General features: G+C 60.5%; 16 protein-coding genes and 4 pseudogenes. 3 read left to right on the top strand and 17 right to left on the bottom strand.

The window, feature by feature from the left end; translation table 11 throughout:
* Positions 1 to 9 precede the first annotated feature (9 nt).
* The 16 genes and pseudogenes from ROV95_RS13735 to ROV95_RS13660 all read right to left on the bottom strand — a co-directional run.
* A pseudogene (locus ROV95_RS13735) lies at positions 10 to 821 on the bottom strand (IS3 family transposase); the annotation flags it as partial.
* Positions 822 to 882: 61 nt separating this feature from the next.
* Positions 883 to 1,356, bottom strand: a complete 474-nt coding sequence (gene psiE-GI / locus ROV95_RS13730) for a heat resistance protein PsiE-GI (protein WP_032961714.1) — start codon at positions 1,354 to 1,356, stop codon at positions 883 to 885.
* Positions 1,353 to 3,068: a heat resistance system K+/H+ antiporter KefB-GI gene (kefB-GI, locus tag ROV95_RS13725; protein ID WP_005409659.1), complete on the bottom strand. Its 1,716-nt coding sequence runs from the start codon at positions 3,066 to 3,068 to the stop codon at positions 1,353 to 1,355. Before kefB-GI ends, psiE-GI begins: the two co-directional genes overlap by 4 nt.
* A 3-nt stretch (positions 3,069 to 3,071) precedes the next feature.
* The gene (gene trx-GI / locus ROV95_RS13720) at positions 3,072 to 3,512 is read right to left on the bottom strand and encodes a heat resistance system thioredoxin Trx-GI (protein WP_005409660.1); all 441 of its coding nucleotides are present in this window, start codon (positions 3,510 to 3,512) and stop codon (positions 3,072 to 3,074) included.
* On the bottom strand, positions 3,502 to 4,647 hold the full coding sequence (locus ROV95_RS13715) for a hypothetical protein (protein ID WP_005409661.1): 1,146 nt from the start codon (positions 4,645 to 4,647) through the stop codon (positions 3,502 to 3,504). Before ROV95_RS13715 ends, trx-GI begins: the two co-directional genes overlap by 11 nt.
* Positions 4,648 to 4,726: 79 nt before the next feature.
* The gene (locus tag ROV95_RS13710) at positions 4,727 to 5,338 is read right to left on the bottom strand and encodes an HdeD family acid-resistance protein (RefSeq protein ID WP_005409662.1); all 612 of its coding nucleotides are present in this window, start codon (positions 5,336 to 5,338) and stop codon (positions 4,727 to 4,729) included.
* Between the two features lie 89 nt (positions 5,339 to 5,427).
* Positions 5,428 to 6,315 carry a heat resistance protein YfdX2 gene (gene yfdX2, locus ROV95_RS13705; protein ID WP_005409663.1) on the bottom strand — a complete coding sequence of 296 codons (888 nt, stop codon included), beginning with the start codon at positions 6,313 to 6,315 and terminating at the stop codon, positions 5,428 to 5,430.
* Positions 6,316 to 6,416: 101 nt separating this feature from the next.
* Positions 6,417 to 7,331, bottom strand: a complete 915-nt coding sequence (gene yfdX1, locus ROV95_RS13700; RefSeq protein ID WP_005409664.1) for a heat resistance protein YfdX1 — start codon at positions 7,329 to 7,331, stop codon at positions 6,417 to 6,419.
* A gap of 22 nt (positions 7,332 to 7,353) precedes the next feature.
* A complete protein-coding gene (hsp20-GI, locus tag ROV95_RS13695) occupies positions 7,354 to 7,812 on the bottom strand; it encodes a small heat shock protein sHSP20-GI (RefSeq protein ID WP_005409665.1) in 459 nt (152 codons plus the stop codon).
* 87 nt (positions 7,813 to 7,899) lie between these two features.
* The gene (ftsH, locus tag ROV95_RS13690; protein WP_005409666.1) at positions 7,900 to 9,717 is read right to left on the bottom strand and encodes an ATP-dependent zinc metalloprotease FtsH; all 1,818 of its coding nucleotides are present in this window, start codon (positions 9,715 to 9,717) and stop codon (positions 7,900 to 7,902) included.
* 27 nt (positions 9,718 to 9,744) lie between these two features.
* A complete protein-coding gene (cls, locus tag ROV95_RS13685) occupies positions 9,745 to 11,175 on the bottom strand; it encodes a cardiolipin synthase (RefSeq protein ID WP_188218419.1) in 1,431 nt (476 codons plus the stop codon).
* Between the two features lie 17 nt (positions 11,176 to 11,192).
* Entirely contained in the window at positions 11,193 to 14,042 is a 2,850-nt protein-coding gene (clpK, locus tag ROV95_RS13680; RefSeq protein ID WP_180890376.1) for a heat shock survival AAA family ATPase ClpK, read from the bottom strand.
* 97 nt (positions 14,043 to 14,139) lie between these two features.
* The gene (locus tag ROV95_RS13675) at positions 14,140 to 14,709 is read right to left on the bottom strand and encodes an Hsp20/alpha crystallin family protein (protein ID WP_005409669.1); all 570 of its coding nucleotides are present in this window, start codon (positions 14,707 to 14,709) and stop codon (positions 14,140 to 14,142) included.
* 35 nt (positions 14,710 to 14,744) lie between these two features.
* Complete coding sequence (locus ROV95_RS13670; protein WP_032961707.1) at positions 14,745 to 15,026, bottom strand: helix-turn-helix domain-containing protein; 282 nt, start codon at positions 15,024 to 15,026, stop codon at positions 14,745 to 14,747.
* 158 nt (positions 15,027 to 15,184) lie between these two features.
* Positions 15,185 to 15,401: pseudogene (locus ROV95_RS13665) on the bottom strand (IS3 family transposase); the annotation flags it as partial.
* Positions 15,402 to 15,622: 221 nt separating this feature from the next.
* A pseudogene (locus tag ROV95_RS13660) lies at positions 15,623 to 15,778 on the bottom strand (integrase core domain-containing protein); the annotation flags it as partial.
* On the opposite strand from ROV95_RS13660, the gene ROV95_RS13655 reads away from it, so the two are divergent.
* Together ROV95_RS13655 and ROV95_RS13650 are read left to right on the top strand one after the other, a co-directional pair.
* Positions 15,722 to 16,219, top strand: coding sequence for a Mov34/MPN/PAD-1 family protein (locus ROV95_RS13655; RefSeq protein ID WP_312544880.1), 498 nt, complete (start codon positions 15,722 to 15,724; stop codon positions 16,217 to 16,219). The pseudogene ROV95_RS13660 and the gene ROV95_RS13655 overlap by 57 nt on opposite strands.
* A gap of 379 nt (positions 16,220 to 16,598) precedes the next feature.
* Positions 16,599 to 16,979 (top strand): DUF3653 domain-containing protein, encoded by a 381-nt coding sequence (locus tag ROV95_RS13650; RefSeq protein WP_312544878.1) that lies wholly within the window; start codon positions 16,599 to 16,601, stop codon positions 16,977 to 16,979.
* A 23-nt stretch (positions 16,980 to 17,002) separates the two neighbouring features.
* Here the strand turns inward: ROV95_RS13650 and ROV95_RS13645 are convergent, their stop codons facing one another.
* The gene (locus ROV95_RS13645; protein ID WP_161770960.1) at positions 17,003 to 17,503 is read right to left on the bottom strand and encodes a hypothetical protein; all 501 of its coding nucleotides are present in this window, start codon (positions 17,501 to 17,503) and stop codon (positions 17,003 to 17,005) included.
* Positions 17,504 to 18,079: 576 nt separating this feature from the next.
* Between ROV95_RS13645 and ROV95_RS13635 the strand changes: the two are divergent.
* Positions 18,080 to 21,994: pseudogene (locus tag ROV95_RS13635) on the top strand (hypothetical protein).
* Positions 21,995 to 22,088: the final 94 nt, after the last annotated feature.

Here is a 22,088-nt window from a genome sequence, read left to right as displayed (position 1 = left end):
AGTTAGCACGTTGTCCGTGCGTACGGCCCGCGGGTAGCCCCGGAAGCAGGCGGCCTGGTCGAGGACCCGGACGACGTAGGCGCCACCCATGCCATGGTCAACCGTGATGTCCACGCACTCGTGGGTGAAGTCGTCGGCCACGGTCAGGCACTTGAGCCGCCGGGCGTTGGCCAGGGCGTCGCTGACGAAGTCCATGCTCCAGACCTGGTTGGGCGCCGTAGCGATCGCCAGAGGCTGTCGCTCAAGCGGGGGGCGCTTGGCCTTCTTGCGTCGGCGCACGGCGAGGCTGGCCTCGCTGTAGAGCCGATAGACCTTCTTGTGGTTCACGTCTGGGAACTCCGGGCGCAGCAGGTCGTGCAGGCGGCGATAGCCGAACCTGCGGCGGATCTGGGCCAGTTCGATGATCCGTGCCGACAGTGCCTGGGTGGCAGGCGTCGGCACGGGCGGGTGGCGGAAGGCATCGCGGGACAGCCCCGCAAGGCGGCAAGCCCGGCGCTCGCTCAACACCGTCTGGTCGAGCATGCGTCGGACTGCCTCGCGCTTGCGTTGCGGGGCTAGCGTTTTACCCCGAAGCCGATCTTCAGCACCTCGATGTCCAAATGGGCGTCGGCCAGCAACCGCTTGAGCCGGTTGTTCTCGGCTTCCAGCTCCTTCAGGCGCTTGGCGTCCTCGGCCTCCATGCCGCCGTACTTGGCCCGCCAGGCGTAGAAGCTGGCGGGGCTGAAGCCGTGCTGGCGGCCCAGTTCCGCGACTGCCATGCCGGCCTCGGCCTGCTTGATGAATCCGATGATCTGTTCGGTGGTGAAGCGACTCTTGCGCATGTCCGTCCTCTCGGGTTGACGGACTTTACAGCTTCACGTGGTACGGCTCAGTGGGGGCAGGTCAAGAGGTCTCGGCGGCGCGGTCGCCGCGCTCGCGCAGCAGCCAGTAGGTCGCACCCAGAGCCAGCGTGGCGCCTGCCAGCGCGGCTATCTTTGCGGGGCTCGCCTCGGGGTCAAGGATCACGAACTTGCGCGCCAGCGCGATCAGACCGATGAGGATCACGGTCTTGACCTGGATGATGCTGTCCCGACGCAGCGCCACGCGCACAATGGAATGCTTGAACTCCATCGCGATCAAGAGCGTCATGATCATGCCGAACACACTCTGGAATACCTTGTGATCCAGGGGATTGAAGGCATCGAGGACCAGCAGCGTGAAGACGATGGCGATGAGCTGGAACAGCGACACCACGATGATGACGGCAATTACCGCCGACAGAACGAGGGCGACGACCTGCTCGAAGCGATCGTATAAACTCATGATGGCCCATTGGTCACGGAAGACCTGAAATGGATTGCGGCCTGTTGACTTCATGCAGATGGACTCCCTGCGACATTGCCGCTGTCGAGACGGCGGCGCATCGCACTGATGTTTCGTTCGACGAGCTCGGCCGACATGCCAAGCGACGACATCACCTGTTCCGCCAGCCCAAGGGCCGCGGCAAAGGATTGCTGGTGTACATGCACGTTGGGCATGGCGCGAAGTGCATCGGCCGCGGTCGTACTTCTGCATGACACCCACAAGGTCAGCGCCGGACGGCGCTCGGCAATCGCCTGGGCGATGCGCAGCACTTGCTGGGCATGGTCGAACGTGAGCACCACCAGACGCGCTTGCGCCAACCCGGCAGCCAGCAAGGTATCGGGGCGACTGGCATCGCCATGGAACACCGGCGCGCCGGCGGCACGTGCGGCCTCGACCTTCTGCTCGTCTGCTTCCAGCAGCAGATGCGCCACGCCCGCGTGTCGAAGAATTTCGCTGACTGTCAGGCCAAGCTCGCCTGCGCCGCAGATGATGACGTGGTCTCGAAATCGCGCTGTCTGCGCGGTGATCTCAACTTCTTCAGCCTGGGGTGGCTGAATGACGCCGCCGGTGCGGCTCAAGAACCGGGCAAGTACATCGTGATGGCGGATCAGCAGCGGTGCCAAGGCCATGCTGAGCACCAGCGCGACCAGCATGGGTTGTACGACGGTCGCGGGAATCAGATGCTGCTGCAAGACCATGCCCAACAACAGCAGGGCGAACTCGCCGCCATGCCCCAACGCTATGCCCGTGCGCCAGGCATCGAAGGCGGACAGGCGCGTCGCCCGCAAGGCCAGGGTGTTGAGCCCGATCTTGACCGGTACCAGCACTGCCAGCCACGCGAACACCGCCAGTGGTGCCGAAAGAATCTGCGCTCCGTCCAACTGCAGGCCGATGGTCACGAAGAACACCCCCGACAACACATCGCGAAACGGTTTGAGGTGGCTTTCCATGTGGTGACGGAAGTCGCTCTCGCCCAGCACCATGCCGGCCAAAAACGCACCCAGGGCGGCGGATACGCCGACCGCGTGTGCAGCAGCGGCGGCAGCCACCACCACGCACAAGGAAACCAGCACGAAGGATTCTTCGTGGCCCTGCCGCGCCACCCAGCCCAGCAGGCCATGCAACAGACGACGGGAGGCGAGGGCCGCTGCCGCGAACAACATCAGCACGCCCAACACTTCGAGCAGCACGCTCTCGATCTTCGGCGACTCGCCGCGCGCCCAGATCGCCAGCAGGGCCAGCAGGGGCACGCTGGCCAGGTCCTGAAAGACCAGCACGGCGATGGCGCTGCGGCCGTGGCGGGTGGTGAGCTCGCCTTGGTCGGCCAGCTGTCGGCTGACCAGCGCCGTGGACGACATGGCCGCCGCAGTGCTGAGCAACGCAGCGCACTGAACTGGCTGTCCCAGCCACATCAACATCAAGGTCAGTGGCGTGGCGACAGCGATCATCTGCAAGCTGCCGGCCGCCAATACGGTTTTACGGGAAAGCCAGAAGTGCCCGAGGGAGAACTCCAGCCCAACCATGAACAGCAGCAGGGCCACGCCCAGCTCGGACAGAAAATCAAGCGCTTCTCCCGGCGCGACTACACCGCTGACCGACGGGCCCAGCAAGGCGCCGACGGCGAGGTAACCCAGCAAGGCGGGTACTCTGAACGCCGCCGTCGCCACCGCCGCGAGACTGCATGCCGCCAGCAGGATCAGGGTGGCGCCGAGCAAGTCCTGCATCGGTCAGCGCCCCACCTGTGCAGATGCCCAGCGCACGATGTCCTGCGCGCCCATGGCGCCCGCCTGACGCCCGATCTCCCGCCCACCTTGGAACAGGGCGAGCGTCGGAATGCTGCGGATGCCGAACTGCGCGGCCAGGTGGGGTTCTGCCTCGGTATTGACCTTGGCCAGCCTGACCCTGGGTTCGAGCTGACGCGCCGCTTGCTGGAACTGCGGGGCCATCATCTTGCACGGCCCGCACCAAGGTGCCCAGAAATCTACCAACAGTGGCAGGTCGCTGCGCTCCACGTGGCGCGAGAACGTCGCCGTGGTCAACTCGATGGGTTCGCCCGTGAACAAGGGCTGCTGGCAGCGGCCGCAGTTGGGATGTTCCGATAGCTTCGCAGTCGGTACGCGGTTGATGGACTGGCAATGCGGACAGACGAGGTGAAGATCATTCTTCATGGTTCGCCTCCTTGGACCACAGTGAGGCTGCCGCGCTTCGGGTCACAGACAATGCCGACCAATCAACGCCTTGGAGCCAATCGTTCCCGTCTTTGCTTACTCCGGCCTCTTCCAAATGAGCAGCGATGAACGCTTCGGCCTGCATGAGCCACCTTTGGACAGTATCTTCCTTACTAGGAATCAGCAGGATTTCAGAGACGCTGCTGGCATCCAGCCCGTCCACACGGATAAGCAGAAAAATGCGCCGCCACAAACGCGGCATGTCCTTCAGCAGGTCGAATGCAAAAGCGAACTCGCTCGACCGATCAACTAGCTCCTGCTGTTCCGCGATCGTTGCGGCATCGGGATGCTGACTGTCAGCGATGATATCGGCCAGCCTGAGTGTGTCATCGGGCTGATAAAATTCGAAGACTTCCTCTTCCACCATGGCCTCGGCGACGTCCTGGGCATCCGCTTCGACCGGCGCGTCCAGAGAAACGAATTCGCCAAATTGCCGGCTGTTTGCCACTTCGTGATCCAGCACGGCGAACAGATGCTTCAGAAGACCGAAGTAAGCCGCTTTTTCTTCCGGCACGGATTGCCATTCCACCTCAGCTTGGACAATCGCTTCATCCACCACGTCGCGCAGCGTCGGATAATCGCGCGGTAAATCGCCGACGGCACGCAGATAAGCCAGCTCACGCCTTGCGACAGCCTCAAGTTTCGACAGTAGAGGCATTCGGGTCACTTTGGCCTCATGGGCGGCTGACGCGGGTTTTGCGGCAATTCGCACCTTGAGCTCGCGCAAGCGCTCGCGTCGTGCTTTGCGCTTGATCTGGTCCTGAGCATGCAGCCGGTCAAAATGCTTCTTGGCCTGACGGCACAACGACTGTGCGAGCATCTGCGCGAGGGGCGTCAGCTCGTCATGTGATGCAGTAACGCTGACAATCTTTCTGCCGGGCAGGTGCATATAGCCACTGGCCAGAAATTGCCGCTTGGTCTTGTCGCGATCAAGGACGATTCGAAGTCGCACTGAATCTTTAGTGTGTTTGTCGAGCAATGGCTTGAGGGCGTGCTCGACCGCATTTCCCAAAGCTCTCTGCCATGGTTCATGAAACTCTTTGTCGACAGCTCGATAGCTATATTGCGTCTGCATGTATGACTCCTTTGATGTCATTTCTATGGAGTCACGAACCGAAAATGCTCATATCCATAGAATTTAGTTTGACCCGCTCTTATCCCTGGCGCGTTCTGCGAAGACGCCAACTCAAGAACAAAAGCGTGACACCATAGACTGCCGCATAGAAGCCCAGCAGCCAGCCTGCGGCCAGGAATGACTCGGCCGGACGGGAGAAGAATATCCACAAGACGATAGCGCCAAGGACTATCGAGAGCAGTCCACTGAAGGCAAGCCAGATTTCACCCTTGATTTCTTGACGCAGCCGAACCGCGGCGGATATCTCCAGCACACCGGTGAAAATCGCCCAGACCCCCACGCTAGCCCATAAAAAAGAAGCCATGACCATCGTGGCGACCAAAGGAGCAACCAGGACGACAACGCCGGTAAGCATGCCGACAATGCCGCTGAACAGCAGCCAGCCCCAGCGCTCTTTTTTCTGGATATGGCGCACCGCTGCAACCAAGTTGAAAGCGCCATTGACCAAGGAGAATGCGCCGAACACTAAGGTCGTGGCCAACAGAGCCGATTGTGGCATCCAGAACGCAAGGGCTGCGAAAATCAATGCCAAGACACCGCGCAGCGCAAAAAGCCACCAATTTTGGCTCAGCGAACACAGTGCTTTGGTGGGGTCATCCGCATTGGAATTGGCGATGGTGTCTGTGTTCATGCAATATCTCCTAAAGACCTATACGAGATGAAAAATCAAACACTCATGGGACAAGAGAGGGGGCGCTATGCGCCCCCTCTCCAGCGGTTTCAGAACAACCTGGACAGTTTTGCCTTGACTTCATCGAGCCAGCCTTTTCCGCCGCCTCCCCCTCCCGTCTTCTGCTTGATTTTCTTGAGTTCATCGTACATGGACTCAAAGTCCTTCCTTTTTCCATAGCCCAGCAGTTCTGCCATTTCCAACTGCTGCCGGGCTTCGTTCAACAATGTCTCCAGGCGCTCATTGGATGCTTCGCTGCGCTGACCATCTTCTACCAGGGGCTCGGCGCGCTTCAGGAGCAGCCTGGCGCGCAGGGCGGGCAGCGGATGCACGCTGCGCGTCTCGACCAGCGTGCTGAGCGCTGCCTGCAGCGCGGCTTTGGCTTCTTCGATCTTGCCCTGATCGATCAGCGGCACGACTGACTTCACGGCTGCGGGATAGGACGCCAGAGGGATGTTGGTGACCGCGATCACGATCTCACTGGCCAGCAAAGCCAGCACGTGACGTGCCTGTTGCACCTCGCCATGTTTGAGGGCATCCAGCGCCTCGTCGGTCATCGCCTCAATGGTGTCCGTGTTGGCGAACAGGTCGTGCACGATGGTGCGCACATCAACGGGGGCCAGGGCGAGCGTGGGTTCGCGCGCAACGATCAGCTCCAGCTTTCCCGTCACTTCGGCCAGCGTTGCCAATGCGCGTGCAGCGTCCTTGCCGTCAAGTGCGGCCAGCGCTGATTTGGTCAGCGCCAAGGCCGAGACGGCCTCATCGAGGACTTGTTTACGTTTGTCTGCCGCCTGCGAGTCCGTTTCCTTCTGAACCTCAGGCTGTACCTCCGTGACGACTTCAGGCTTGGCCTCTGGACTGACAGGAAGGCTGCTTACCGCGGCCTGTTCGTTTATTTCTTTGTTCGTCGCATTGGGATTCGATGTTTGCTCATTCATGGTGATATGTCTCGTATGAGTTAGTGAAAATAGGCGAATCTATTGGGCTGACTGCGCCCATCGCGAGACTAGCCGATGGTGCAGTCAGCTCCTTCACCACATCAAGACAGCCTTTGGATGCGCATCTTCAACTCGTCGAACCACCCCTTGCCGCTTTTTCCTCCGGCGGATTTCTGCTCGATAGCCTTCACCTGATCGAAGATGGGCTTGAAGTCCGCCTTCTTGCCATAACCCAGGATCTGCGCCAGCTCGATCTCCGTGCGCACGTAGGCCAGCAGGGCGCTGAGCTCCTCGCTCTGTTTGGCATTGCGCTTGCCGGTCTCGGCCAGCTTTTCCGCTTTTGCCATCGCGGCTTCGGCCCGTAGCACGGGCAGAGGAAAGGCGACCGAGGTCATCACCATCGTGTTCAGCGCTCGGGCGAGCACCGCCTTGGCATCGTCAATCTTGCCGCTGTCGATGAGCCGTGCGGCCGACTTGATCGCTGCCGGGTACGTTGCCATCGGCAGGTTGTCGGTTTCGATCACGATTTCGCTGGCAAGATTGGCGACGATGGGCCGTGCCTTTTGCACCTCGCCATCATCCAACAACTCCCGAGACAACTTGACCGCTTTCTTGACCGATTCCACGTCGGCGTGGATGTCATGGGTGATGACGCGTACATCGACGGGCGCCAAAGCAAGTTTTGGGTCACGCGCCAATACCAGTTCCAGCTTTCCGCTGGCCAGTTCCAGCGCAGCGAGCGCCTCCTTGGTCTTCCTTGCATCAAGGAGGATCAATGCCTCATGGGTCTTGGCCAGCGCAGTGATTGCATCTTGGGCGAGTTTGGCGCGCTTTCCCGCGGCTTCCCGGGCGACCTTGTCATCTACCTGTGGCTGTGCCGCCTTGGATGCGGCAGAGGGTGCTGCAGCACCTGGGCTAGAACCTGCCGCCGATTGGGCCAGAGCCGGTCCGCTCAGTCCGACGACGACCGCCAGGGCAAGTGCGGAGAAGATGTATTGTGGCTGTTTGATATTCATGATCTTGGGCTCCTGATTGAAGTTAGTTGACTGAGATTTCAATCTGTTTCGGTTTGGCTTGCTCGGCCTTGACAAGCCGCACTTCCAGCACGCCGTCTTTCATCGAAGCCGTCACCTTGGTCGGATCAACGTTGTCAGGCAAGACAAAGCTGCGCACAAAGCGGCCATACGCACGTTCGATGCGGTGGAACTTCTTGCCCTGCTCCTCTTTTTCCAGTTTGCGCTCGCCGCTGATGGTGAGCACGCCGTTTTCCGCGCTGACGCGCACGGCATCCTTGGGGACCTCCGGCAGATCCAGCTTGAGGATGAATGCGTTCTCATCCTCGCTGACGTCCACCATTGGTGCCCAGTCCGCCGTGGTCATGGCTTCGTTGCCGGTACGGGCGCCCTGTCGCTGGGGTGTCCGTCCCAACATCGTCGCCAGGCGGTTTTGCAATTCATCCAGCTCCCGGAAGGGGTCCCACGGAGTCAATGCAGACATATCGGTTCTCCTTGAACAATGCCGGCGAATTGGATGACGCACTGAACAGAGCCGTCGGCTTACTCTGAATGGCACCTACTACTGTTTTCAGTTCCGAGCAAGTCCTTGAGTCAATTGACGGATATCGCTTTCGTCGAGCGTTTCCCGCGCCAGCAGCTCGCGCGCGCAGCGCTCCAGCACTTCTCGGTTGATTTCGAGAATTCGGTATGCACGATCAAACACACCCATCACGATGTCACGGATGGCTTGGTCGATGCGTGTCTGAGTCGATTCGGCTACCCGGCAGCCACCCTGAACCAGTTCAGGCGCATCAAGAAAACGCGGCCTCTGTGCCTCAAAAGCAACGTACCCCAAGCCCTCATCCATGCCGAAGCGTGTAATCATGTCGCGGGCGATGTCGGTGGCCCGCGCGAGATCGTCTGCGGCACCGGTCGACAGTTCGCCAAACACCAACTTCTCTGCGGCGCGCCCGCCCAACAGCACGGCGATCTTGTACTCCAGATCGGCGCGCGTCATCAGGAAGCGGTCTTCGGTGGGGCGTTGCAGGGTGTAGCCCAGCGCGCCGATGCCGCGCGGGATGATCGAGATCTTGTGCACGGGGTCGGTGCCGGGCAGCGCCAGCGCCACCGGCGCATGGCCCATCTCGTGATAGGCCACGGTTTCCCGCTCCTTGGGATTGAGCACGCGGTTCTTCTTCTCCAGGCCCGCCACGATGCGCTCGATGGCGGCGGTGAAGTTTTGCAGTTCCACAGCCTGCGCCTTGCGCCGCGTCGCGTTCAGCGCTGCTTCGTTCACGAGATTGGCCAGATCAGCGCCGGAAAAGCCGGTGGTCAGCGCCGCCACCTGTTCCAGATCTACACCGTGGGCCAGGGTGATCTTCTTGACATGGACCTTCAGGATATCCAGGCGACCATTCTTGTCGGGCCGGTCCACCAGCACCTGACGGTCGAAGCGACCGGCGCGCAGCAGCGCCTGGTCGAGGATTTCGGGCCGGTTGGTGGCAGCCAGGATGATGAGCCCCACCGAACTGTCGAAGCCATCCATCTCGGTAAGCAACTGGTTCAAGGTCTGCTCGCGCTCGTCGTGGCCGCCGATGGGACCGCCGACACCGCGCGCGCGGCCCAGTGCGTCGAGTTCGTCGATGAAGATGATGCCGGGCGCCTGCCCGCGCGCCTGCTCGAACAGGTCGCGCACGCGCGCCGCACCCACGCCGACGAACATCTCGACAAACTCTGATCCGGAGATGGAGAAGAAGGGCACCGCCGCCTCGCCGGCAACAGCCTTGGCCAGCAATGTCTTGCCGGTGCCCGGTGGGCCCACCAGCAACACGCCCTTGGGAATGCGCGCCCCGAGCCGTCCATACTCCTGCGGATTCTTGAGGAAATCGACGATCTCAACCAACTCCGCCTTGGCTTCATCGACGCCAGCGACATCGGCAAAGGTCACGCCAGTGTTCTTCTCCATGAATACCTTGGCGCGGCTCTTGCCGATGCTCAGGAAACCGCCCATGCCCTGCTTCTCGGCAAAGCGGCGGAACAGGAAGAACCAGACGCCGAAGAAGGCCACCGCCGGCAGAATCCAGGAGAGCACATCACGCAGCCAGGTGCTTTCCACCACCCGCGCGTAAGGCACGTCGTATTTGGACAGCCGCTCGGCCAGGTCGGGTTCGACACGGGTGGCCACGATGGTGGTCTTGCCCCGGCTGTCCGGTGATTTCAGGCGCCCGGTCACCGTGCGGTCCGACACCAGTACTTCGGCGACGCGCCCCTCGGCCAGCGCTTTCTCGAACTCACTATAGGGAACGGGTTCAACCGTCTTCGCCGCCTGCCAGTAGTTCTGCAGCGTCAGCAGCAACAGGCCGGCGACGATCCAGTAGCCGATGTTCCATTGATCTTTCTTTTCCATCGGCAATGTTCCTCGCAAGTCGTGTCGCTAGAGAATGGGGGTGAACAGACGGGCCACCCCGTCGCGCAAGCGGATGGCCAGCGGGCGGGCGCGCAACGCCATGGCCGATATCTCGTTCGATGCATCACGGGCGGCATCAAAAAGGGATTCCAGCCGCGTAGACAGCGCGGTGTCGTACACCTCCACATTGAACTCGAAGTTGAGGCGCAGGCTGCGCGCATCCCAGTTGGCCGAACCCAGGCAGCACCACTGGCCGTCTATCAGCATCAGCTTGCTGTGGTCGAACGGGCCAGGACGTTCGAAGATGCGCACACCGTGCTCCAGCACCTGCCAGTAGTGGGCGCGCGCGGCCCATTGCACCGCGGGATGGTCACCGTTTGCGGGCGTCAGCACGTCGATACGCACCCCGCGCAACGCAGCCGTGCTAAGCGCCGCGATCATCGGCTGATCGGGGACGAAATAAGGTGTCCAGATGCGCACCGAATGCTTCGCCGCGCTCAAAGCGCCCATGAAGGTCCAGCGCATCCTGTCCAGGGCCTCGTCGGGACCGGCCTCGATGCCGCGCGCCCAAGAGGTCCCTTGCTCATCAGCCATTGCGGGCGATTCGCGCCAGAAACCCTCGCCGAGCTGCTCGCCCGTGGCATCGCACCAATCATCGGTGAAGCACTGCATCAGATGCGCAACCACCGGCCCGCGCAGACGAAAGTGCAAATCGTGACAGGCCTGGCCCGGCGCATCGGGCCGCCAATACGGGCTGCAGATATTCATGCCACCGGTGAAACCTGCCTCGCCATCGATCACCAGCAGCTTGCGGTGATTGCGCAGATGCGCGGCATGCAGGCGCGCGGGAATCAACGTCGGGTTGAACGTCGCCGCCGGAACGCCGGCGCGTTGCAAGGCGCGGTAGGCGCTGCGGGGCGTCCAGCGGGCATACACGTCGTCGATCAGCACCCGCACTTGCACGCCGCGCTCATGAGCCCGGCGCAGCGCATCGACGAACTGCGCCCCGATGCCTTGGCTGTCGAAGATGTACGAGGCCAAGGCGACGCTGTTCCGCGCCGATTCGATGGCGGCGAGCATGGCCGGGTAGGCCCGCTCGCCATCGACAAGCGGCTCGATGCGGTTGCCGCCGGTCAGCGACTGGCCGGTGGCGCGTCCTACCAGGTGCGCCAGGCCGGCAAGCGGCGGCGATACGGGCTCGGGCACCGTGGGCGAGAGATCCTGTCGAACAGCAAGATCCGTCCCCGGAAACAGCCGCCGTGCCCGCCGCTGGTAACGGTTGATGCCGAACAGCCCATACAGCAGCGAACCGCCCAGCGGCAACAAGGCGATCAGCAGTATCCACAGCGTGGCCGATCGAGGGTCACGCTTGTAGATGACCGCGTGCCCCGCCGTGGGGACAGCGACCGCCAGCGACACGAGGGTGGCTGCCCATGTCAGCCCGTTGGGGTCGGACACGATAGCCTCCTCATGACTCAAGATTCGCCGCCCGCCGGCTTCTTCTTGCGCTTAGGCTTGCTCTCGCCGTTCGGCGGTGCCTCGGCCACGTTCGCGGCATCGGACTTATCAGGCTCGGCCGGCTGCGCGGGTGGCTCCTTGCGCTCGAAGACGACGCGTTCGGCCTTGTCGTCCCAGCGGGCGCTGGCGTGATCGCCCTTGCCGATACCGCCACCCAGCATCTCGCGCGCCAATGCGGTCTCCAGTTCGCTGCGGATCAGCCGCTTGAGCTCACGCGCGCCGAACTCGGGCTTGTAGCCTTCCTCCGCGAAGTGATCGATCAAGGTCTGATCGAAGGTCAGCGTCACGCCCTGGCTGGCGGCGTTGCGGGCCACACGATCGAGCTGCAGGCCGACGATATGGCGGATCTCCTCCTTGCCCAGCGCATGGAAGACGATGATCTCGTCGATGCGGTTGAGGAACTCGGGGCGGAAGTGTCCGCGCAGCACGTCCATCACCTCGGACTTGGTCCTCTCGTATTCCTCGCCGGCGGCGCCACGGGCCTTCAGCCGACGCTGGATGATGTCCGAGCCCAGATTCGAGGTGGCGATGATGATGGTGTTGGTGAAATCCACCACCCGGCCCTTGCCGTCGGTGAGGCGACCGTCGTCGAACACCTGTAGCAGGATGTTGTAGACGTCGGGGTGCGCTTTTTCGATCTCGTCCAGCAGCAACACGCTGTAGGGCTTGCGACGCACCTTCTCGGTGAGCTGGCCGCCCTCGTCATAGCCCACATAACCCGGAGGCGCGCCCACCAGGCGTGCCACGGTATGGCGTTCCCCGTACTCGGACATGTCGATGCGCAGCAGCGCACCTTCATCGCCATAGATGGACTCGGCCAGCGCCTTGGCGAGCTCGGTCTTGCCCACGCCGGTCGGCCCGAGGAACAGAAAAGTCGCCACCGGCTTGCTGCCTTCGCGCAGGCCCGCGCGCGCCAGACGCACGGCATCGGCCACCGCGCGCACCGCTTCGTCCTGGCCCACCACGCGCTCGTGCAGCCGCTGCTCCAGATGCAGCAGCTTCTCGCGCTCTTCCACCGTCAGCTCGCTGACCGGGATGCCGGTCAGCCGCGAGACGATCTGCGCGACATGCTCGGCTTTGACCTCGGCGCTGCCCGAGGCGCGCTCGCGTTCCCATTCCTCGACGAGCTTCTTGAGTTCGGCCTCCTTGGCCTCGATGCGCTTGCCCAGCTCGGCGGCCTTGTCGTACTGCTTGCGCGAGGCCATGTAGTCCTGCTCACGCCGCAGCTGGTGCAGTTCGGCCTCCAGCTCCTGCACGGCAACCGGGCGGGCCGTGGCTGACAGCTTCACGCGTGCGGCTGCCTGGTCGAGCAGGTCGATGGCCTTGTCGGGCAGAAAGCGGGCGGTGATGTAACGGTCGGACAACTCGGCGGCGGCGATGATCGCGTCCTCTGTGATACTGACCTTGTGGTGCGCTTCGAACGTGTCGCGCAGGCCGCGCAGGATCATAATGGTCTGCGCTACCGTCGGCTCGGGCACCATCACCGGCTGGAAGCGACGCTCCAGCGCGGCATCCTTTTCGATGTACTTCTGATACTCGTTGAGCGTGGTGGCGCCGATCAGGTTCAGCTCGCCGCGCGCCATCATCGGCTTGAACACGTTGGCCACGTCCAGCCCGCCTTCGCCGCCACCCTGGCCGGCACCGACGATGGTGTGCACCTCGTCGATGAAGAGAATCAGCTCGCCCTGGTGCTCGGTCACTTCCTTGAGCACCTTCTGCACACGCTCCTCGAACTCGCCGCGGTACTTGGCGCCGGCCACCATGGCGTTGATGTTGAGTTCCACCAGGCGCTTGTCGCGCAGCGTCTCGGGCACCTCGCCTGCGACCATGCGCTGCGCCAGCCCTTCGACGATGGCGGTCTTGCCCACGCCAGGCTCGCCGATCAGCACCGGGTTGTTCTTCTTGCGCCGGGCCAGCACTTCGATGGTCGTCTCGATCTCCTGCGCGCGGCCGATGACCGGATCGAGCTTGCCCTCGCGCGCCATCTTGGTGAGGTCGCGCGAATACTTGTCGAGTTCCGGCGTATTGGTCGGCGTCTCGGCACGGCCGTCCTCGGCCCCCTTGCCGACCACCTTGCTCACCTGCTGGCGCAGCGCCTGCGGCGTGAGCCCGTAGCGGCGCAGCAGGTTGGCTGCCAAGCCTTCGCCTTCTTCGGCCAGGCCGATCAGAAAGTGCTCTGGCCCCACATAGGAATGACTCAACTCGTTGGAGGCCACGAAGGCACGGCTGAGCGCATCCTTGACACGTGGCGACACGCCGATCTCGCCTTCGAACGGCTTGTCGCCACGCTTGGCTTCGGATTCGATCTGCCGCTTGAGGTCATCGACCTTGATCTTGAACTGCCCCAGGATGGTCTTGACCACGTCGCTGTCGGTCAGCGCCAGCAGCAGGTGTTCGGTATCGACTTCGGGCCGGCCGAACTCGGCAGCATGTTTGGCGGCTTCCTGCAACAGGGCCTCAGACTGTTCGCTGATACGGCTGGCCAGCCCACTGCCGCGGCGGCGCGCCGTGCCCGCCGTTGCGGGAGCGGATTCGCCGAACGAGGCATCGACGACCTCGTCGGTATCGGCCGCCACGGACGGTGCATCGTCACCGATGCGGAAGAAGTCGCTGCCGAGGAAGTCTTCGAACGAACCGCTGCGCGAGCCAAACAGAGCCTCCAGCGGCGAGACGGTGCGCTTTTGCTGGCGCGCCAGTTGGCGATAGTGATCGTCACACAACAGCATGGTGCTGTGGCGACCATTGAGATTGGCTTCCACCCGCACCGTGGCGGGCTGGCCGCAGACTTGGCACTGCTTTCTGGCCATGCTGATGCTCCTTAAAGGGACTGATTTGACGAGGCACCGAAGGTCACGGCGCCTCGCCATTCACTTGGTTGTTTTTCGGAGGACGAGCCGATCGGCGTCAGCCGTTGATCGGGATCGAGCGCCCCTGCCTGGGGGCACTGGCCTCGCGCTTGTCCATCGTGATCGTGAGCACGCCGTTCTTGAAAGCGGCCTTGATCGTTTCCTGGTTGGCATCGGCCGGCAGATTCAGGGCGCGCTGAAAGCTGCCGTAGGAACGCTCCACGCGGTGGAAACCACCATCCTTCGTTTCCTGTTCCCGATGCTTCTCACCGCGCACCAGCAACACATCGTTATCGAGCGTGATCTGGATGTCCTTTTCCTCGACCCCGGGCACTTCCAGGGCGATCTTGTACTGCTTGTCGGTCTCCTGGATGTCCAGGGCCGGCTTCAGCAGGCCCGGCCACTCCGACGGCCAGCGTGGCATGGCCAGCGTCGGGAAACCGAAGCCTCGAAACGCGTCGTCGAACAGGCGATCGATCTCGCGATGCAATTGCAGGATGGGACTGACCGACCCACCCGCCACCGGCAGGTCATTGCGCTGCACCGGCAGCGAGGCAGTGCTCTGTTGTTCTTCCTGCTCCTTCTTGAACCAGTTCCAGGGAGCCAATTTCTTGAGATCAATGTCCATGTCACACCTCCAGAAGAAAAATTGAAGACTCTCGCTCACTCCGTTTGCCTGCGGCGACGGACAGCGCGCCCTGGCGACACGGGTTGTTCCGCTGACTTTGGCTGCTCATCCGTGCGTATCACCTCCTTCTTTCTGCCTGCTTGGGTCTGATCATTGATCCATCGATCGATTTCACTTTGACGAAACCGCCACGTCCCGCCGACCTTGAAGGCCGGAATGTCCCCGTGCGCGGCGAGCCGGTAAAGCGTCCGCTTGCCGACTTTCAAGTAGGCAGCCAACTCGTCGAGTGTGAAGATCGCCTGCTGGCGCGCTGTCATACCACCCCCACAAGTTCCGTCGTCACGCGGCCTCGCCTGAGGAAGTTCTTGCAAGACTTTGCAAGATATTGCGCTTACCATGCCGAAAGTCAAGCGTCAATATCCAGCGATCTGCTGGCTGAACCGCCCCGGAAATCCCGGAGGCTCGTTGGTGTGAGTCACGCCGCCATGGCGAGCTCACGGGTCTGCTGATAGTAGGCTGCTTCAGCTTCGGCTGGGGGGGATGTTGCTGATCGGCTCCAGCAGGCGTCGAAGATTGAACCAGTTCACCCATTCCAGCGTGGCCAGCTCGACGGCCTCGAGGCTTTGCCAGGAGCGACGGTGGATCACCTCGGCCTTGTACAGTCCGTTGGCAATACCCTCAATCAGCAGATGTCCGCTTCGGGTCGCATCACGCCTTGATTCTTGACGTGGGAGAACCCTGACCACCCCCTTCATCAGGAGTAGGTCATGGCAATTCTTCACACATCTCAGCCCCACGAGCCTTGGAACAAGGGAAAGCTGATCGGACAGAAGGCTCCGCTCAAGCTGAAAGATATCTGGGCCATCCGGATCAGACTTCAGCTTTGACCTGCCCCCACTGGCCATACCAGTGATTACTGATAAAGCCCGGGGTTGAAGGTTACTGCGTTGTCGGCTTGTTGTGCTCGGTGGTTGGCAGCGAACTGGGCAGGCGGGATTCGACCGCAGCTGCTGTGTGGTCGCACCTGGTTGTAGTCGCGTCGCCAGTCGGCGATGACCTGGCGGGCTTGGGCGAGCTCATTCATCTCTCGCCGGCCACTTTGGATGTGTTTGCCCGCTACGTGCAAGACGGCGATCAAGCTCCCGAGTCAGGCGGGCTACTTCTTGGGACAGTTCATGGCGAGCATCTGATCATTGAACAGGCCACAGCCCCAACTATCTGGGACCTCAGGCTGCGCACCTTTTTTCACCGCTCCCCATTCGGTCATTCCAAGCTTGCCCTTGATCGCTGGCGCGCCTCACGTGGCACGGTACGATATCTGGGCGAATGGCACACCCACCCGGAGGACTACCCGACCCCGTCCGGATTGGACCGCTCGGAATGGCGCCGACTGGCTACGGGGAGAAAAGACAAGCGACCGCAGCTTTCGATCATTGTCGGGAGGCAAGGTCTCCACGTCGAGCTGGTTCATGGAGACGGTAATGGCGACCTCTTTCAGCCCCACCGATAAAAAAATGCGTTGACCCATGAAGCCGCAAGCTTTGAAGCTCAAAGAGGGGACAAGCGGCGAGGGGGACTGGCCACTAGTCAGAAGCCTTGCAGCGACTGTTCTGGGTGTTGCGGACCACGAGTTGGCCTGTTGCGCTTAGGAGCCTGAGTCGCGCAACACAAGGCTCGATGCAAAAGGCGCAACAGATTAATGTGCTATATCGGCAAAAACGCTTTTAAATTTAGTCCGTTACTGATGCAACACTAAACATACCTACCAAGATTGCGAAATGCTGTATCGGGGCTGTGGCCGCGTTCGTGTCCTCGGCGTGGCAATGGCTGGGCCTCTGGCTCGGCTCTTGCCTGCGTCCTCAGTCCCCGGCCAAGGATGAGATCGCGGCATGATTGAGTTTGACCCGCACCACCGTATCGACTTGACCGGCCCTTGGGCCGGTTTTTCTTTCCTCGGTGATCGCCTGATCACACCCGAAGGCCGCGAGCTGCTTCCCGAAGATCTGGCCTGGCTGTCGCTCACCGCCTGCCAAGCGCAGGAATGGCGCCGGATGATGGAAGCTGCGCGTTCTGCGCCGTCGATCGACAGTTCTAGAAATGCCCTCAATCGCGCTGCCGGCATTCGCCATCATCCTGCCACTGTCGTCAATCTGCGGGACGTGGTGAGCCGGCGCAAACAGCGGTCGGCGGTGGCGATGGCTGGCCCTGACGCCGAGCCACCATCATCAGCCCTGCCGATACCGGGGCCGAGGCCTCGCCAGCGCGTGTGAGGCGCTTCCGTAGGGCGCTGCCCCTACACCCCGGGACGCTTCCACTTCTCCGCTTCAGCTTCCACCCAGTCCGGTCGCTGGTGCCAGATGTCCATAAGCAATCGAGCAGCCTCTTGCATCGATCCTTCAGGAAGCGCGCCAAGTCTAATTCGATTGATCATCGCGGCGATCAATATGTACGCCATCGCTGCGGGGTCAACCTTGGTCAATTCGGCAGGATCCCTTGCATGCTTGACAGCATTTTTGGTGGCATACAGCAACTGCCAGGCTGCCTTCCGCTCTAAGCCGAGCCCGCCATCGTCTTCTGGCGTGGTGGCCCAATCCACCAGCGTATCGATCGCTCTCGGCTGCTGTTCTGGTGTCCATCCAAGAGTGTAGCTAATCAGAGCGCCGTAAATCTCTTCAGCCACCCCCGCGAGCGTCACGATTACGGCTGGATGCCCATTGGACAGGAACACCTTGCACGCAGCGTCGAAATGGGCATCAGCGATTTGCATTTTTGAGTATTCAAACTCATTAGTCATTGGATCTGCACCTCAGCCACTCGCCCTTGGCGTTCCGCAACTGTTCCCAGCCGTTGTTTAGGCGGCGCATTGCGGTGCCCCCCATACAGGCAGCGCCCAGCTGCTTTGCCTCGGCGCTCCCGTATGCTGGCATGCGAACAATCTCGCTCGATGGCGTTGGTAACCCTTGGCGACGCGCCTCGCCCTGTATCAGGGATCGCTCAATTTCCGCGCAATAGAGCCGGATGCGCGGATCAACGTGTTGCTCGCATTTCAGCGGCTCAGCGCCAAGATTGCTCGCCTTCGGTGTTGGCGGCGTGTACCTGGGCAGTGGCTGCGGGCCGGTGGCCGAGCGTAGTTGTTGCGCATGCGCAGGTGCCCACAGTAGCAGTAGTGCCAGAACTAGGCCTGATCGGATTTCCATTTCGCCGCCCCGAAGGTTCGGGGCATGGTATCCCATTGTGAAAATCAGAAGCTCGAAAGTCGCAGCAGTGTGGCCCTGCCAGAAGCGGCCGTTGAGAGCATTGCCCGGCTGGGTGATGGCGCGCTGGACATGGTCCGGGAACCTGATGGAGCGATGGCTGTTGAAGATCGCTAATGCGGCAAAGGCCGCTCCCCCAAGGGGGGCGCTGTTTCCATGCACCGGCCTGCGTTACGCTTGGTCTATCGCATGAGGCACTTGGACAGGAAGTCATGAATAGCCAAAACTCGCCTGAGGAGGGATCACAGAATGCGTCACTCCCCTCCCCTGGTTCAGATGCTGTATCCGTAGAAGCCACTATAGACGGGGGGGGGCGGGAGTATTCGGGGGAGCCTCCTCCCTTGGGATTGTTGCCTCTTACCCCGGAATACCAAGAGGCTGACCACGGGGTGTACTTCAGAGAGATACAGCACGCGCTCGGCAACTCGAGCGTGCGCAACATTGCCCTTTCTGGAAACTATGGTGTCGGCAAGAGCAGTATTCTCAAACGCATAGTGCAGCAAGCGCCTGGCAAGGTCGTAGAGATCTCCCTTTCAGCACTTTCGCCTGAGGCTCCAGGACTGGACCCTGCAGATGCATCCAATAGTGTTACCAATCGAATTCAGCGCGAGATCGTCAAACAGCTTCTCTATCGGGAAGATCCGCGGAAGACGCCTGCGTCCAGATTCAATCGAATCGAGCACTTCGACACGTCCTAGGAGGTCGCTGCCGCGTGCCTGATAGCTGTCGCGGTCTCAGTTGTATTTGTGATTATGGGGTGGTCGGGCAAGCTTGCCGACGCACTCAGCTGGAGTGGCTCGTCCCAATGGGCCCATGTCAATGTGTTCGCTGCAACGGCAGTTCTCGCATTTTCACTGAGGTTGCTTACCTACGGTAGGTTGACGGTAAAGCAGCTTTCGGCGGGACAGGCAACCGTCACATTGGATAAGCACAATCCGACTTACTTCGATCAGTACCTTGACGAGATCTTCTATTTCTTCGATGTGTCCGGGAGGAATATCGTTGTCTTTGAGGACATCGATCGGTTCGACGATACGCACATCTTTGAGACATTGAGAGCACTGAACACCTTGCTCAATGCGCGCCGCAACAGCCCAGTGCGCTTCATCTATGCAATGAAGGACAGCATCTTTGAGAAGCTGGGCGCGGATGCCGAGGCGGAGCTCGTCAAGGCGACGCATTCTACCGTCGGCGCAAATTCCGATAAGGACCCGCCCGCTGAACAGAAGCCTCCGACGCACTGGAGGCAGGAGGTCAGCGGACTTATTGGATTGGATGATGATGATGCCGTAGAGTCGCACTTGGAGAGCAGTCGTGCGAATAGGACGAAGTTCTTTGACTTGGTCATTCCTGTTGTTCCGTTCATAACTCATTACAACGCCAAGAACGTTGCTATCCGGCTCTTCGGTGCCAGCGACTTTAAAATCAGCCATGAGCTGATCGATCTAGTCAGTCGCTACGTACCAGACATGCGCCTGCTCAAGAACGTTCGCAACGAATTCATCTTGTTCCGCGAGCGGATTCGATCAGGGGACGGAAAGCGCCTTCTTATTTCTGACAGCGAGCTGTTTGCAATGATGCTCTATAAGAGCACGCACCTGTCTGACTTCGAAGCCATCCGTCTTGGAGCAAGTCGCCTTGATGCGCTCTACAGGGTTGGACGAAGACTGTCCGGCGATGGGTTGCGGTCGGTAGCGATTGAATCGGCGAACCTGTCTGAGCGCCTCTCCACCATCGATGGGATTGAGCAGCGGAGCAAAGTCTTGGGAACGAAGCTCTCTGTGTTTGTCCAGCAGGTTGCCAAGGCGAGCGGGGACGCCTTCGATCGCATTTTGCTGCTTAGAGGTGGGAGCTCTGTTTCGGACGAGGACGTCCAAAGCGCTTCGTTCTGGCGCGATTTCATCGAAGCTACAGACGACACTTTGATCCAGGCGCAGTTGTATTTCCGTCAAGGTCACGTTGCCACTTTATCTTTTCAACGTGAAGACCTTAAGGCAGCTATCGGCCCCTTCTCTAAAGACGAGTGGGACAAAAGCGATCGCGATGCCATTGTGGCATCCCTGTCCGCACTGAGGGACATTGCGGCATTCCTTCGGCGCGCGGATATTCATGAGCTGATGGCGCGCCGCGATCTATGGCCGCACCTCGGTGTCGGTGACCTGCGCGAGTTGGCGCGCAAGGTGCTCCCCTCTAGGCTGGCCTTTGAGTTGGTGCGTGCGGGTCACATCAATCGCAACTTCGCGCTCTGCACGGCAATCTTCCACGGAACCCGTACCACATCCGCCGCGATGAACTTCGTTGTTCATCATTTTCAGAGAGCAGAAGCGGATATCAATTTCCAGCTGGAGGAAGAGGACGCGAATGCTGTCATCCTCGAAGTCGGCGTAGGCTCCTTGGCCGATTCCGCGCTTTACAACATACGGCTTCTTGATTACCTCCTGCGTGACAAGGCTCGCGCAAGCCTCGCCAAGGTTATGATCGAGTCCGTTGCTGAAGGTGGAGAGAATCAGCTCGCCTTCGTTAAAGCTTATGTGAGTGGTGGTGAGTTCAGCGGCGAACTCATCCGACAGTTAGCGCCTCTAACGCCTAACGTACTCACATGGCTGGTCGCGCTTGACCCGATTACCGAGACTCTGCAGAGAGAGCTGGTCGGGATTGCTCTGGTTTCGTTGAAGACTGACGTTGACTACAAGACTGATCTGCCCGTCCGCCAGTATCTCGCTGAGAACTACTCCAAGCTCCCCGATCTCTTGAGCGATAAGGTACAAATTAAGGATGTTGCCGCGAAGGTCGCATGGGTTTTCGCAAAAGCTCAATTGAAGCCTGTTGATCTGACCCCGCTACCACGCGTGCTAGTGCAAGAGCTTGCGTCCCGCAACCTCTATGTCATCAGCCGAGATAACCTTGCGCACATCAATGACGGAGATTTAGATATCGCATTGGATGTTCTGTTCAACAAGCGCATCTATGTGTACAACTATCTCGTCGCTAATCTACCAGTCTATGTCCAGTTGCTGGAGTCAAAAGAGCGATCCATTCGATCTGTCGAGCGATTCACTCAGATCCTCCATGATGTCCGTCAGCGGCCATTGCCACTGATTGCCAGGCTCGTGGAGCACTCTTCTGCCGAGTGTGTTGTAGATGACCTAAGCAATGCACCACCTGCCGTGTACCCTGTATTGGCAGCTCAACGAAGATTTCCGGCGTCCCTTGGTAATGTTATTGCATATCTTGATCACTACGGAAAGGTTGACGAGGCTTTGGCTGCGGTGCTGAAGCGCGAGCGCTGCATCAGAGTGGATGGCGATTCGGAATCGAAGCAGAAGTCCGAGGTGGCCATGGCAGTGCTTCAGGCCAAAGCGACGCTAGCCCCCAAGCTGCGCGTCTTGATCGTGCGGAAGCTTGACGTAGTATTCGCCGCAGAAGATGTGCCGGTTGAGGATGGGGATCTGTTCCCACTCCTTATAAAGAACAAGATTATCAAGGACGAGGCTGCGACGTATGAGCATCTGAGAGGCTCTTCTTGGGACACGCGAGAGCGAGTCATATCGGTGTCGAGTGGCTTTGTGCAGTACATGAGCCCGGCCTTGGTTGGGCCTGACCTTGCGAAGCTGATGGCGAGCGCCTTGATTGACGTGACTGTAAAGCATGCGGTCATGGAAAATTCTGTTATGTATGCTGAGGGAGTGGGCCTGCCGACAATGGTCGAGATTGCTCGGTATGCTGCAACAGACGGCTGGCAACTTCCTTTAGAGCTAATAATCAAGTTCGCCCAGGCTGGAGTGTCTCCGGCCCTAATGGTGCGCTTGCTTGGGGATCACTTGGATAGCATCGCGGATGATCAGCTGAAGGCGATACTTGTTGGCATGCGTGATCCTTACCGGAAATTGTCCAAGCTAGGTCGAGACAATCCTAGCGTGCCGGATGATCCGGCTCATGTTGCTCTGCTTACGCACCTCAAGATTCGAGGAATCGTTAGTACCTGGAGCCAGAAGAAGGGACGGCTCATCGTTTTCAAGAAGCGGCGCTAGTAGCTACGCTAGTTGCTTGGCGGGCTGGTCGCAGCGAATGCGTTGCGCGATTTGCGTGGGGACCCGCCTTGCACAGTGGAGATGCGATTGCCGA

It is taken from the genome of Stenotrophomonas maltophilia group sp. msm1 (assembly GCF_032025805.1).
GTDB lineage: Bacteria > Pseudomonadota > Gammaproteobacteria > Xanthomonadales > Xanthomonadaceae > Stenotrophomonas > Stenotrophomonas hibiscicola.
Note: the sequence above shows the minus strand (reverse complement) of the source record. Positions and strands in the feature narration are given on the sequence as shown.

Bases quoted from the DNA above. Each gene is read 5' to 3' on its own strand.
- yfdX2 (WP_005409663.1), bottom strand. From the start codon at position 6,315: ATGAATGAGCAAACATCGAATCCCAATGCGACGAACAAAGAAATAAAC.
- yfdX1 (WP_005409664.1), bottom strand. From the start codon at position 7,331: ATGAATATCAAACAGCCACAATACATCTTCTCCGCACTTGCCCTGGCG.
- ROV95_RS13710 (WP_005409662.1), bottom strand. From the start codon at position 5,338: ATGAACACAGACACCATCGCCAATTCCAATGCGGATGACCCCACCAAA.
- ROV95_RS13675 (WP_005409669.1), bottom strand. From the start codon at position 14,709: ATGGACATTGATCTCAAGAAATTGGCTCCCTGGAACTGGTTCAAGAAG.
- hsp20-GI (WP_005409665.1), bottom strand. From the start codon at position 7,812: ATGTCTGCATTGACTCCGTGGGACCCCTTCCGGGAGCTGGATGAATTG.
- ROV95_RS13715 (WP_005409661.1), bottom strand. From the start codon at position 4,647: ATGCAGACGCAATATAGCTATCGAGCTGTCGACAAAGAGTTTCATGAA.
- ROV95_RS13670 (WP_032961707.1), bottom strand. From the start codon at position 15,026: ATGACAGCGCGCCAGCAGGCGATCTTCACACTCGACGAGTTGGCTGCC.
- kefB-GI (WP_005409659.1), bottom strand. From the start codon at position 3,068: ATGCAGGACTTGCTCGGCGCCACCCTGATCCTGCTGGCGGCATGCAGT.
- psiE-GI (WP_032961714.1), bottom strand. From the start codon at position 1,356: ATGAAGTCAACAGGCCGCAATCCATTTCAGGTCTTCCGTGACCAATGG.
- ROV95_RS13650 (WP_312544878.1), top strand. From the start codon at position 16,599: ATGATTGAGTTTGACCCGCACCACCGTATCGACTTGACCGGCCCTTGG.
- ftsH (WP_005409666.1), bottom strand. From the start codon at position 9,717: ATGGAAAAGAAAGATCAATGGAACATCGGCTACTGGATCGTCGCCGGC.
- ROV95_RS13645 (WP_161770960.1), bottom strand. From the start codon at position 17,503: ATGACTAATGAGTTTGAATACTCAAAAATGCAAATCGCTGATGCCCAT.
- clpK (WP_180890376.1), bottom strand. From the start codon at position 14,042: ATGGCCAGAAAGCAGTGCCAAGTCTGCGGCCAGCCCGCCACGGTGCGG.
- trx-GI (WP_005409660.1), bottom strand. From the start codon at position 3,512: ATGAAGAATGATCTTCACCTCGTCTGTCCGCATTGCCAGTCCATCAAC.